Below are 13,159 nucleotides of genomic sequence, written 5' to 3' on the forward strand. Positions count from 1 at the left end.
CGGTGCGTCGCGGTTCGTGTCACGCTCCGGCATGATCGTTTCTGTCGCGGTTCTGCGAGGCCAGTGACAGCAGCCATTCGGCGCGTATCCGGGCCGTGTCGTCATCCGTGCAGACCATCATCACCGTATCGTCTCCCGCGATGGTGCCCAATATGCCGTCGATTGGCTGGCGGTCGATGACGCTGGCTACGTATTGCGCCGCGCCGGACGGCGTATGCACGACGACGAGATTGCTGGCGGCGGCCACGGAGGTGACCAGGCCGGAGAGCACGCGGCTCATCTGCTGCTCGTTCTTCGTGCCCGTGTTCGCCGTCGACGTCTCGGACGCCGTATGCCGTGTGGACTCGGCGATGGCGTAGGCCATGGAACCGTCGGATGTGCGCACCTTCGTGGCGTTGATCTCATCGAGATCCCGGCTCAGCGTGGCCTGGGTGACCGCGATTCCCTGGCTCGCGAGGATGCCGGAAAGCTGGGATTGCGAGGTGACGACGTGGGTGAGCAGGGCCTGCTCGATGGCGCTGAGCCGCGCCGCCCGCGTCGTCGGCCTTTGCAGGGACGGGGTGTCTCCATTCATCGTCATGCGAGATCGCCGAGCAGGGAGGAATCCTCACGCTGCCATGCGACCAGCCAGGTCATGAGGGCCTTCTGCGCGTGCAGACGGTTCTCGGCCTCGTCCCACACCACGGACTGCGGCCCGTCGATCACGCTGGAGGTGACCTCCTTGCCACGGTAGGCGGGCAGGCAGTGCTGGAAGAGCGCATCGGGCTTGGCGAGGGCCATGAGTTCGGGATTCACCTGATAGTCCCAGAACGGCTTGGAACGGATGGCGTACTCGGCCTCCTCGCCCATGGAGACCCAGGTGTCGGTGAACACGCAGTCGGCGCCGGCCACGGCCTCGCGGGGATCGGTGGTCACGGTGATGGAGCCGCCGGTCTTCTCGGCGATTGCCTTGGCGTCGGCTACGATCTTCGGGTCGGGCAGGAAGCCTTCCGGGCCGGCCACGCGCACGTGCATGCCGGCGACCGCGCCGCCGAGCAGATACGAATTCGACATGTTGTTGGCCGCGTCGCCGAGGTAGGCGATGCTCTGGCCGGCCAGAGCATCCACTCCCCCACGGAACTGGGCCATGGTGAGGAAATCGGCGAGGATCTGGCAGGGGTGGAACTGGTCGGTCAGGGCGTTGATGACCGGGCAGTTCGCGTACTTGGCCATGGTCTCCACGCGGTCCTGGCCGAAGGTGCGCCACACGATGCCGTAGGCCATGCGGGTGAGGACGCGCGCCGTGTCGGCGACCGGCTCGCCGCGGCCAAGCTGGGAGCTGGATTTGTCGATGACCAGCGGATAGCCGCCGAGCTCGGCCACGCCGATGGAGAAGCTGGAACGGGTGCGGGTGCTGGGTTTGTCGAACAGCACGGCCACGGCCTGGGGTCCCTCGAACGGCCGGGAATAGAAGCGGTTCTCGCGGAACTTCATGCCGAGCTTGAGGATCTGCTTCTGCTCCTCGTGGTTGATGTCGTCGTCGCGCAGCATGTGGCGCAGTTCGTGGGTCATCGTGGACTCCTTAACTTGGAAAAGGTGCAGGGGCGGCGTTCCACCATGCGGAGCGCCGCTCCCCTTCTGTGGTTTGCGGTGTCGGGCCGCGGATCTCAATCGTTCGGCAGGTCGGCGGGCACGCCGGCGAGGATGGAGAGGCATTCGTCGACGTCCTGCTCGCTGACGATCAGCGGCGGGGCGAACCGCAGGGCGTTCGGCGCCACGGCATTGACGATGAGACCATGGTTCAGGGCCCAGTCGGCCACGGCGTGGGCGCATGGATGCGCGAGTTCGACGGCGTCGAGCAGACCACGGCCACGCACCGAGACGAACAGCGGGTTGTCCAATGCGGCGAGCCCGTCGCGAAGCTGCCGGCCCCGGGCCTCGGCGTTCTCCACAAGTCCCTCGTCCTCGATGACGCCAAGCGTGGCAAGGCCGGCTGCGGCGCCAAGCGGGTTGCCGGCGAACGTGGAGCCGTGGGAGCCGGGGGTGAACAGAGCGGAGAGCTTTTCACCGAAGGCGATGAGTCCACCCATGGGGAAGCCTCCGGCCACGCCCTTGGCGAAGGTGATGGCGTCGGGGACCACGCCGCCGGAAAGGTCCTCGCGCTGGAAGGCGAACCACTTGCCGGTGCGGCCGATGCCGGTCTGCACCTCGTCGATGATGAGCAGCGCATGGTGGCGGTCGCACAGCTCACGGGCCGCCTTGACGAAATCGGCCCCGATCGGCACCACGCCGGCCTCGCCCTGAATCATCTCCATGATCACCGCGGCGACGGGCCCCTTGCCGTAGTGGCCGACCCCGGTTTCGTTGAAGGCCCTCTGCAGGGCATGCACATTGCCGGCCTCCACGAATTCCACGGCGGGCACGAGAGGCTGGAACGGCTTGCGGACGGCGGGCTTCCACGTGGCGCTCAACGCGCCGAGCGTACGGCCGTGGAAGCCGTGGGTCATGGCCAGGATGCGGGCCGGCTTGCCGCCGATGTCGGGAAGGGCGCCCGGCAGAGTACGGCCGTAGAGCTTGGCGAGCTTGATGGCGGCCTCGTTGCCTTCGGCGCCGGAATTGCCGAAATACACGTGGGAGCCTTCGGGCGCGCCGGCGAGCTTCACCAGTTTGGCGGCTAGCTCGATCTGCGGCTCGGTGGCGAAGTAGTTGCTGGTGTGCGCCACCTTGGCGGCCTGATCGGCCACGGCCTTGACCCACTTGGGGTGGGCGTAGCCAAGGGCGTTGACGGCGATGCCGCCGAGGAAGTCCAGATAGCGGTTGCCGTCCACATCCCAGATGTGGGTGCCTTCGCCGTGGTCCATCACGCGAAGCGGCGTGCCGAACACGTTCATATGGACCTGCTTGTAGGAGCCAAGCCACTTGCTGTCGTTGGCGCCCAACGGTTCCGGACCGGTTGTCTTAATATCCGACATAAGAGCTCCTCATCTCCATGCCACCTTCGGGAATCACCATGGTGCCGATGCCCTGGGAGGTGAATATCTCGTTCAGAATCGAATGCGGCTTACGGCCGTCGATGATGTGGGCCTCCTCGACCCCGCCGTCGATCGCTCGCACGCATGCCTCCATTTTCGGACGCATCCCGGACTCAAGGTCGGGAAGCATGTCGCGCAGGTTGTCCACGCCGATGCGGCCGATCAGCGAATTCTTGTCGGGCCAGTCGGCGTATAGGCCGTCGACGTCGGTGAGGATGACCAGTTTACGGGCGCCGAGCGCGGCGGCCAGGGAGGCGGCCGCCGAATCGGCGTTCACGTTGAGCACCCGGGTGGGGTCGTCCTCGTCCGGCGCGACGGAGGAGACCACGGGGATGCGCCCGGCGGCGATGAGGTCCTCCACCGCCGAGGCGTCCACGCTCACCACGTCGCCGACAAGCCCCACGTCGGTGGGCTTGCCGTCGATGATGGGCCTGCGCTGCACGGCGGAGAACAGTCCGCCGTCCTCGCCGGAAAGACCGACCGCGAGAGGACCGTGGGAGTTGATGAGCCCCACCAGTTCGCGGGAGACCTTGCCGGTGAGCACCATGCGCACCACGTCCATGGCCTCGGGCGTGGTGACGCGCAGACCGCCCTTGAACTCCGACTTGATGCCCAGCGCCTTGAGCATGTTGGAAATCTGCGGACCGCCGCCGTGCACCACCACCGGATGCAATCCCACCTGCCGGAGGAATACCATGTCCTCGGCGAAGTTCTGCTTGAGCTTCTCGTCCACCATCGCGTTGCCGCCGTACTTGACGACGATGCGCTGGCCATAGAACTCCTCAAGCCACGGGAGCGCCTCGATAAGCACCTCGGCCTTCTGGTCGGCGCGCAGATCGGTGTGCACATCGAAGTGGAAGCCCGGTCCCACGACGTTCTTTGTTTCTGCTTTAACCATGTTCCTTGCTCCTCGGGCCGTCATACGTGGCCCATGGCACGCATGACGGCCGGATGTTCGTCACGACTCGTAGTCGGCGTTGATATGCACGTATTCGTGGGTCAGGTCATCCGTCCACACAGTGGCCTCGGCATCGCCTTCGCCGAGGTCGATGTCGAAATGCACCTCGCGCGGCGTCATGTCGACGTCGGAGCGCGGACAACCCGGCTTGCCTCCGTCGCACACGCGCACGCCGTTGACGTCCACGGTCACGTTGTCGGCGTCGTAGGGGGCCACGTCGGCGGGCACCGTTCCGAGGGACGACACCACACGACCCCAGTTCGGATCATTGCCGGCGACGGCGCACTTGAGCAGGTTCGACGACGCCACGGCACGGGCGCAGGCCAGGGCCGCATCCTCGTCGGTGGCGCCGGTCACCTTCACGCGGATGTCGTGGGACGCGCCCTCGCCATCGCCGATGATCTGGCGTGCCAGCGAGGCGCAGGCCTTGGAGACCAGCCCGTCGAACTCGTCCTGGTCGGGCTCGACGCCGGAGGCTCCGGAGGCGAGCAGCAGCACGGTGTCGTTGGTCGACATGCACCCGTCCACGTCGATGCGGTTGAACGAGGTCTCCACGGCCGCGGACAACGCCTTCCTGGCCTGTTCGGCGTCCACCTTGGCGTCGGTGGTGATGACGCACAGCATGGTGGCCAGCTGCGGCGCGATCATGCCGGAGCCCTTGACCATGCCGCCGATGCGGTAGCCCGCGCCTTCGAGCGCCACGGTCTTCTTCTTGGTGTCGGTGGTGAGGATGGCCTCCGCGGCGAGTTCGCCGGCTTCGGCGGAGTCCGACACCTCGCCGTAGGCCTTCTCCACACCGGAGAGCACCTTGTCGAGCGGCAGCAGGTCGCCGATCATGCCGGTGGAGCAGACGGCCACCCGTTCGGCCGGAACGCCGGCCAGTTCGCCGAGCCTGGCGGCGGTGTCGGCCGACTGCCGGTATCCGGCCTCGCCGGTGCAGGCGTTGGCACATCCGGAGTTGAGCACCACGGACTTGATGTGGCCGTCGGCCACGGCTTTGCGCGACCACTGCACGGGCGCGGCGCAGAACCGGTTGGCGGTGAACACGCCGGCCGCCACGTCGAGCGGTCCGTCGTTCACCACGACGGCGAGGTCCTTCTTGCCTGCGACGGCCGAGACCCCGGCCGCCACTCCACTTGCGGAAAATCCCTTTGCGAACGTTACACTCACGGTGCCACTCCAATCGTCGTCAATCCTGTGCTTTCGTCGATGCCAAGCGCGATGTTCAGCGACTGCACCGCCTGGCCGGCGGTCCCCCTGTTGAGGTTGTCGATGGCGCTGAACGCCAGCAGCCTGCCCGCCTTGCGATCCACGGCCACCTGGATGTGTGCCGCGTTCGAGCCGATGACGTTGCCCGTGGCGGGCAGTTCGCCTTCGGGCAGAAGGTTCATGAAATGCTCCCCCGCGTAGGCGTTCTCCCACACCGCACGGATTTCGGCGTCGCTCATGGAGGCGCCTTTCTCGCTCAGCGGAGCCGAGACGACGGCGAGGATACCGCGGGACATCGGTGCCAGAACCGGCGTGAAGCCCAGCGTGAATTCGCCGGCCCCGGCCGCATCCAGACCCGCCGCGTGGGCGAGGTTCTGCAGAATCTCGGGGATGTGGCGGTGCGTTCCGCCCACGCCGTAGGGCACCACCGAACCGAGCGCCTCGGCCGCAAGCAGGTTGGTCCGCTTGAGGTTCTTGCCCGCGCCGGAGTATCCGACCACGAGGTCGGCGACAAGGTCATGGCCGACCAGCCCCTCGGCGACGCCGGGCTGCATGGCCAGCGTGGTCGCGGTGACGTTGCATCCCGGTCCAGCGATGCGTCTGACCCCACGCAGCGTCTCCCGCTGCCTGAGGTAGGAGCCATTGGCGTCATGACCGACGATGAGCTCCGGCATGCCGTACGTCCAGTGCTCGTAGAAGTCGCCGCCATAGTAGTCGTCCCATGCCGAACGTTCCTCAAGACGATGGTCAGCACCCAGGTCGACGACGATGCTGCCCGGATCGAGTTGCGCGGCGAGGGCGCCTGAGGCGCCGTGCGGCAGTGCGAGCACGATGATGTCGTGGCCGTTGAGCACGTCGGGGGTGGTGTCCTCCACCGTCAGGTCGGCCAGTTGCGGGATATGCGGCATGTGCTTGCCGAGCCTGTCGCCCACCGAGGAGTGGCCCGCGACGCAGGTGACCTCCATGTTCGGGTGCGCGGCGAGGATGCGCAGGGCCTCCCCTCCCGCGTATCCGGTGGCGCCGGCCACCGCGACCGTGTATTTCGGCATAAAATCCCTCTTTTCACAATCACGAAGGAAAACTACAACAGCGCCAATTATACACACTATGCAAAGCGATGCATAATTATACAGCCGGTGTTACGGAAAGTTTACACGGACGTCCCGTCCCCCGAACCGCCCGTGAGGTCGACGCCGTACAGCTGCGACAGCAACTGGTAGACGTCGACGCCGGCGATGAGCATGTACAGGGACACGGCGAGATTGAGAAGACCGATGACCAGGCCGGCGATGGCCAGTCCACGTCCCTTCATGCGCAGCAGCTTCGTCCTGTACATCGACAGCGCGCACAGGATGATCGGCAGGACGGGCACGCCGATCAGGGCGGTGACGAAGCCGACGATGGCCGCGAAGTCCCATCGCCCGTACAGTGGGTTCTGGTTCGGGTCGTCGAGGTCGATGCCGTTGTGATACCGGCCGTCGGAGGGGTTGGCCGGGCCGTTCGAATCACGAGATCCGTTCATATCGCGGGAATGAGGGGCGTCGGGCCGCTGGCTGGGAGTCGATGATATCCCGAAGTAGCCGGCTATGGGATTCGTGGTCCGGGAGCCCTGACTGCCGGAATCGTTTTCACCCCCTCCCGCACCGGCGTTGTTCCCGCCATTGTCGGCATCGGGCTCGGGAGCGCCATACACATAGGGGTTCCAGCCCGGATACCGGCTGGCCATCTCGCCGTATTCGGGCTCCTTGTACTGCCCATATTCCGGCTGGTCGCGGCGCTGTACGCCGCCTGCGGCGGGCTGCTGCGGGGCCGTTCCGTCATTCTGGCTGTTCCACACGTTATGGCTCATAATTCCCTTGATAGCAGTGACTGCGGGGAAATCCGTGGATTTCGCCCGCAGTGTATTGTCATGGCCTTACGTCCGACGACGCCGTATCAGGCGCGCAGCTGCGCGCCGAGTTCGGCGGTCTTCTCGACGATTGCCTTGCGGATGGCCTCGCTGTCGGAGGATTCGAGCGTCTTGACCGGGGAGCGGAAGGTGACGGCGAACGCCAATGACTTGGCGCCCTCGCCCACCTGGTCGCCGGTGAACACGTCGAACAGCTCGATGGATTCGAGGCTCGGGCCGGCGGCCTCGCGGATCGCGTCGCTCAGCTGCTGCGCCGTAACCGTGGCGGGCACGGTGAAGGCGAGATCCTGGCGGACCGGCGGGAACGTGGCGATGGGCTTGGCCTGAACGGGCTTGTCGTTCAGGGCCGGCAGCAGGGTGGAAAGGTCCAGCTCGAACGCGGCGGAGTGCTCGGGGAAACCGAGCGCCTCGTTGACGTGCGGATGGAACTCGCCGACCGTGCCGACCCCGGTGCCATCGGGCAGCACCACGTAGGCGAAGCGTCCGGGATGCCAGGTGGCGGGGACGTCGGCGGGTGCGGGCTGATCGAGACGCAGACCCGCGCCGAGGCGTTCGGAGACTCGCATGACCGCTTCGACGGCGTCGGACCAGTCGATGTCCCGGGTCTCGCCGAGCCAGCCGGAGTCCTCGGCCTTTCCTGTGAGGATGGCGGCGACGTGCTGGGGCTGCTCGGGCAGTCCGGCGTCGAGCGCGGCGAGCTGCTCGTCGGTGGGCTTGACGCCGCCGGGCAGTGCGGGGATGGCGGGGGCGTTCGGGTCCCAGAGGAACACGTGGCCGATCTCGTACAGGCTCACGTCGTCCAGGCCGCGGCGGATGTTGCGCTGCACGGTGCGTGCCAGCGTGGGCAGCAGGGAGCGGCGCAGGAACGGTCGGTCTCCGGCCAGCGGGTTGGCGATCTCCACGCTGACGGGCTTGACGGCGTCGGCGTCGATGGCGAACGCCTTGTAGTCGGCGTCGCCCACGAACGGGTAGCTCAGCGTCTCCACCAGACCGTACTGGGCGAGCGTGTCGGCGATCCAGCGACGGCGCTGCTGTTCGAGCGTAAGCCCGGTCACGCCGGTCACGGGAACCGCGGGCACCGTGACGGGAATCTCGTCGTAGCCGACCAGTCGCGCCACCTCTTCGACCAGGTCGCACGGCTCGGTGAGGTCGGGACGCCACGTGGGCGGGGCCACGGAGAATTCGCCGTTGCCGCCTCCGGCCACGGTGCAGCCGATGTCGGTGAGGATGTCGGAGATGGTGTTGGCGTCGACGTCGAGTCCGGCGACGCGCGCCACCTCGCTCACCCTGAAGCGGATGTCGGCGGGACGCTTGGTGTTGTTCACGTCCGCCGGCGTGCGGGAGCCCTCGCCGGCGCCGTACCGGGTGAGCAGCTCCACCGCCATCTCCACGGCCGCGGGTTGCAGCTGCGTGTCCACGCCGCGCTCGAAGCGGCGGGACGCCTCGGACGGGGTCTTGTGGCGGCGGGCGGAACGTGCGATCGACACCGGGTCGAAGTGCGCGGCCTCGATGAACAGGTCGGTGGTCTCGCCGGTTACCTCGCCGTACAGGCCGCCCATCACGCCGGCCAGTCCGAGGATGCGCGAGCCGTGCTCCCCGTTCGGCGAGTCGGTGATGAGCAGGTCCTCGGGGCTGAGCTTGTGGTTCTTCTCGTCGAGGGTGACGAGCTCCTCGCCCTCGTTGGCGCGACGCACCACGATGGGGCCTTCGATCTTGTCGAGGTCGTAGGCGTGCAGCGGCTGACCGAGGTCGAGCATCACGTAGTTGGTCACGTCCACAGCAAGGGAGATGGAGCGCATGCCGGCGCGGATCAGGCGGCGGCGCATCCAGTTCGGGGTCGGGGCGTTCGGGTTGAATCCGCGGACCACACGGCCGTAGTAGCGGTCGCAGCCGACGATGCCGTGGATCGGGTTGCCGTCCTCGATGGAGATCTCCATGTCGCGGGCCTGCCCTTCGGCGCCCTGGGCCATGACGGGGGCCTTCTCGTTGAGCGCGACGACCGGGTCGGTGTATGCGGCGCCCGTGGAATGGTGGTATTCGCGGGCCACGCCGCGGTAGGAGAACGCATAGCCGCGGTCCGGCGTGATGTTGATCTCCAGCACGGGATTGTTCAGATGCAGCAGCGCCATCGCGTCGTCGCCCGGCTTGAGGGCGTCGTACTCCTCCTTGGAGAAGCCGTATTCGCGCAGCAGGATGATGCCGTCGTGGCTGTCGCCGAGGCCGAGTTCGCGTTCGGACGCGCACATGCCGTCGGAGATGTGCCCGTAGGTCTTGCGCGGCTCGATGCGGAAGTCGCCGGGCAGCACGGCGCCCGGCAGGGTCACGACGACCTTCTCCCCCGCCGCCATGTTGGGCGCGCCGCAGATGATGCCGCGCGGCACCTTGTGGCCGTTCTCGTCGACGTCGTTGTACTCCTCGCCGACGTCCACGTGGCACCAGTTGATGGTCTTGCCGTTCTTCTGCGGCTCGGGGGTGGCGTCCACCACGTATCCGACCACGATCGGGCCGGTCACCTGGGAGGCGTGGATCTCCTCCTCCTCCAGACCCACACGGACGAGGTCCTTGGCGAGCCGCTCATAGGTGAGGTCCTCCGGGACCTCGACGTGTTCCTTGAGCCAGTCAATATCGATCATCGGCATGGGTCAATCACTCCCCCATCACAAACTGTTCGCTGAAGCGCACGTCGCCCTCGACGAGGTCGTGCATGTCGTTGATGTCATGGCGCAGCAGAAGCGTGCGCTCCATGCCCACGCCGAACGCGAAGCCGGTGTAGACGTCCGGGTCGAGGCCCGCGGACTTGAGCACGTTCGGGTTGACCATGCCGCAGCCGCCCCATTCGAGCCAGCCCGCGCCGCCCTTCTTGTCGGGGAACCACAGGTCGAGCTCGGCGCTCGGCTCGGTGAACGGGAAGTAGCTCGGACGCAGACGGGTCCTGGCCTCCGGGCCGAACATGGCGACGGCGAGCTTGTCGAGCACGCCCTTGAGGTTCGCCATGGTCAGGTGCTTGTCGACGGCGAGCGCCTCGCACTGGTGGAACACGGGCGTGTGGGTGGCGTCGAGCTCGTCGGTGCGGAACACGCGGCCGGGGCTGGCGATGTACAGCGGCACGCCACGGGTGAGCAGGGCGCGCACCTGGTCGGACGAGGTCTGCGTGCGCATGACCATGTTGCTGCCGACGAATCCGGCGGCGTCCTTGGCCTGGTTGCCCTTGATGTAGAAGGTGTCCTGCATCTGGCGGGCGGGGTGGTCCGGCCCGAAGTTCAGCGCGTCGAAGTCGTACCATTCGGTCTCCACCTCGGGACCGTCGGCGATCTGCCATCCCATGGAGACGAAGAAGTCCTCGACGTCCTCAAGCAGCTTCGGCAGCGGGTGGCGGGCGCCCAGCGGGCGGCGGCGCACCGGCAGGGTCATGTCCACGGTCTCCGCGTCAAGCCGGGCCTTCTCCTCGGCGGCCTTGACCTCGGCCTCCTTGGCGCCGAACGCGCGGCCGAAGTCGGCGCGAAGCTTGCCCATGAGCTTGCCGGCGTCCTTCTTCTGGTCCTTCGGCAGGCCTCCGATGGCCTTGCTCGCCCGGGTCATGGCCGAGTCCGCGCCGGCGTAATGGGACTTCAGGGCCTTCAATTCCTCCATGCTGGAGGCGTTCTGGATCTTCTCGATGCCCTCGGCGACGTCTGCCGTCACCGCTTGGGCGTCGAAGGTTGCAACATCTGCCACAGGGACACCTTTCCGTTGGCAAAATTACGCTTACACAACTGTTGTCCGCGCTTTTCGGGGCGCGGAACACCAATCTCACATTGTTCTCACATGACTCGACATAGCCAGCGCATACAGCAGCACGGATGCGCTGGTCGCCAGATTGAGCGATTCGGCCCTGCCGTATATGGGGATGGAGACGATGCCCTCGCAACGGTCGAGAAGGTCGTCGTCAAGCCCGCGTGCCTCGTTGCCGAACAGCACCGCGCGGCCCGGGCCCGCCTTGGCCCAGTCCGGGACGTCGCCGTCCGCCGGGCGCACGATGTCCGCCAGCGACGTCGGGGGCGTGGATTCGGTGCCGCGCACGTCCGCGGCGACGACATGCAGCCCGTGCCGCTCGCTCCATTCGAGGAATTCGTCCACCGACGCGCGGAGCACGGGGATGTGGTAGAGCGAGCCGGCGGTCGATCGGACCACCTTGGGACCGAGCGGATCCACGCATTCGTCGACGAACACGACCGCGTCGGCGCCCGCGGCGTCGGCCGTGCGGATGACGGTCCCGGCGTTGCCCGGGTCGCGCACCTGCCAGAAGGCGGCGACCATCGGCCCGTTCCCGCCGGCGGCGTCGCCTCCCCGGGGCGGGGCCCATCCGGTCAGGTCGCCGGCGAGGTCTCCGGTCTGGGCGGTGGCGGCGATGCCCTGCGCGTCCGTGCTGATGGCCGCCATCACGCGCGGGGTGACGTAATGCACGTAGATGCGTTCCTGCCCCACGCCCTCGCCGCGGGCCTCGCGTCCGAGCACGTCCGCCACGATCTCGGCGGCCCGGGCGCTTGCGGTGTTGCCGTCCTCGTCGATCTCGACGTACAGGTCCTCCACGAGGTCGGGGCGGCAGGCGATGGCCTCGCGCACGGCCTGCGGCGCCTCCACGAGCATCCGCCCGGTCTTGCGTCTCGTCTTGGCCCGGGCCAGGTCGGCTATTCGTCGGATTCGGCCCGCGTTCGGATTGTCCAGTGTTCCTTTGGTCAATGGCATGGGTCAATGCTAGCGCGTCACCCCTATCGCCGCGACATCGTCTGATTCACCAACAATTCACGTTGCGGCCAGCTTAGTCGTCCGTTCCGTATGGCCGCGACGGCTAATCTCGTTCGTGGACAGAGAGGTTTCATGGGACGGCCGGCGGTCGCGGCCATGGGACGCGTAAGCATGTGTGTTGAGTGGTGGACAGGTGAAAGGGATCTGAACGTGGGTGTACCGGTCGATGTTCGGCAGCGCATCAGCAACATCTATTCCGCGCTTCGCCCCGCGGAGAAGGCCGTGGCGTCGTATATACGCGACCATTACGACGACGTCGCCTCGCTGACCGTCTCCGATCTGGCCCGGGCCGCGGACGTCAGCCAGCCTACGGTCATACGCTTCGCCCGCAAGCTCGGCTTCAACGGCTATCGCGAGATGCGCTACGTGCTCAAGCATCCTACGGAGAACCCGCAGTCGTTCGACCCCCTTGAGGGGTTCGACCTGCATCCGTGGGACAAGATCGACGACGTTCCCTCGAAGGCGGTCGCCGGGGCGAAGTCCATGCTCGACGACATGCTCGAATCGCTGTCGTCCAAGGAATATCGCAAGGCCATCGGGTTGTTGAACAAGGCGCGGGTCATCGATATCTACGGAGTGGAGAACTCCATCGTGCCGGCCACCGACCTGCTGACCAAGCTCACGTATCTCGGATTGCAGTGCCGTATGCACACGGACGCCTATCTGCAGCAGATATCGGCCGGGCACCTCACCGACGAGGACGTCGCCATCGCGTTCTCGTATTCCGGCAGCTCGGAGGACACGGTCAAGGCCATACGCCTCGCCCGCAACCAGGGCGCGAAGACCATCGCCGTCACCAACGCGACGGGCACGCCGCTGGGCAACTGGGCCGACGTATGCCTGTACGCCGGCCACGGCGAGCGCACGATCTACGGCAACGCCATCTTCTCGCGCGTCTCGCACATCGCCATCGTCGACATGCTGTACATGGGGCTGATCCTGAGCAATTACGCCGACTATTCCGCCAAGCTCGACGAATCCGGCCGATACATCCGAGACAAGGTCTTCCACGGATAGCGCCGTCCCGATTCCCGGTTCTTCGCCCGTCCGACGCCCTCTTCGAGGGGACGGAGGACGGGTTTTCCATATTTTCCCCGACTACCCATGAATCATAAAAATATAAAAAACTACATGATTCATATGTAAGTTCAATTGTTGTTCACGTCGCTTTCCATAAAGCTTCAACGGCGCAACCCCAAGTTTCCCCGCTCCGATGCCAGAATCGTACTTGGAAGCCGGGAACACCCGGTTTCCAACGAAAACAGAACATGTGTAAGTCACGAATAT

At 66.3% G+C, this 13,159-nt stretch carries 11 protein-coding genes; 1 reads left to right on the forward strand and 10 read right to left on the reverse strand.

Annotated elements, in window-relative coordinates; translation table 11 throughout:
• Positions 1-19: 19 nt before the first annotated feature.
• The 10 genes from DF200_RS03310 to DF200_RS03355 form a co-directional block, all read right to left on the reverse strand.
• Entirely contained in the window at positions 20-574 is a 555-nt protein-coding gene (locus DF200_RS03310; RefSeq protein ID WP_109136878.1) for an arginine repressor, read from the reverse strand.
• Between the two features lie 2 nt (positions 575-576).
• On the reverse strand, positions 577-1,551 hold the full coding sequence (gene argF / locus DF200_RS03315) for an ornithine carbamoyltransferase (RefSeq protein ID WP_109136879.1): 975 nt from the start codon (positions 1,549-1,551) through the stop codon (positions 577-579).
• Positions 1,552-1,646: 95 nt separating this feature from the next.
• A complete protein-coding gene (locus DF200_RS03320) occupies positions 1,647-2,951 on the reverse strand; it encodes an acetylornithine transaminase (protein WP_109136880.1) in 1,305 nt (434 codons plus the stop codon).
• A complete protein-coding gene (argB, locus tag DF200_RS03325) occupies positions 2,938-3,909 on the reverse strand; it encodes an acetylglutamate kinase (RefSeq protein ID WP_109136881.1) in 972 nt (323 codons plus the stop codon). The genes DF200_RS03320 and argB overlap by 14 nt, the downstream gene beginning before the upstream one ends.
• A 60-nt stretch (positions 3,910-3,969) precedes the next feature.
• Positions 3,970-5,139: a bifunctional glutamate N-acetyltransferase/amino-acid acetyltransferase ArgJ gene (gene argJ, locus DF200_RS03330; RefSeq protein ID WP_109136882.1), complete on the reverse strand. Its 1,170-nt coding sequence runs from the start codon at positions 5,137-5,139 to the stop codon at positions 3,970-3,972.
• On the reverse strand, positions 5,136-6,227 hold the full coding sequence (argC, locus tag DF200_RS03335; RefSeq protein ID WP_109136883.1) for an N-acetyl-gamma-glutamyl-phosphate reductase: 1,092 nt from the start codon (positions 6,225-6,227) through the stop codon (positions 5,136-5,138). Before argC ends, argJ begins: the two co-directional genes overlap by 4 nt.
• A gap of 101 nt (positions 6,228-6,328) precedes the next feature.
• Positions 6,329-7,027: a DUF4190 domain-containing protein gene (locus tag DF200_RS03340; RefSeq protein WP_109136884.1), complete on the reverse strand. Its 699-nt coding sequence runs from the start codon at positions 7,025-7,027 to the stop codon at positions 6,329-6,331.
• Between the two features lie 86 nt (positions 7,028-7,113).
• Positions 7,114-9,726 (reverse strand): phenylalanine--tRNA ligase subunit beta, encoded by a 2,613-nt coding sequence (pheT, locus tag DF200_RS03345; protein ID WP_109136885.1) that lies wholly within the window; start codon positions 9,724-9,726, stop codon positions 7,114-7,116.
• A gap of 7 nt (positions 9,727-9,733) precedes the next feature.
• Complete coding sequence (pheS, locus tag DF200_RS03350; protein WP_109136886.1) at positions 9,734-10,801, reverse strand: phenylalanine--tRNA ligase subunit alpha; 1,068 nt, start codon at positions 10,799-10,801, stop codon at positions 9,734-9,736.
• 75 nt (positions 10,802-10,876) lie between these two features.
• Complete coding sequence (locus DF200_RS03355; RefSeq protein WP_109136887.1) at positions 10,877-11,812, reverse strand: TrmH family RNA methyltransferase; 936 nt, start codon at positions 11,810-11,812, stop codon at positions 10,877-10,879.
• Between the two features lie 171 nt (positions 11,813-11,983).
• Between DF200_RS03355 and DF200_RS03360 the strand changes: the two genes are divergently transcribed.
• Positions 11,984-12,889, forward strand: a complete 906-nt coding sequence (locus tag DF200_RS03360) for a MurR/RpiR family transcriptional regulator (RefSeq protein ID WP_439098310.1) — start codon at positions 11,984-11,986, stop codon at positions 12,887-12,889.
• Positions 12,890-13,159 lie beyond the last annotated feature (270 nt).

Origin of the sequence: Bifidobacterium catulorum (assembly GCF_003129925.1) — a bacterium.
Taxonomy (GTDB): Bacteria; Actinomycetota; Actinomycetes; order Actinomycetales; family Bifidobacteriaceae; genus Galliscardovia; species Galliscardovia catulorum.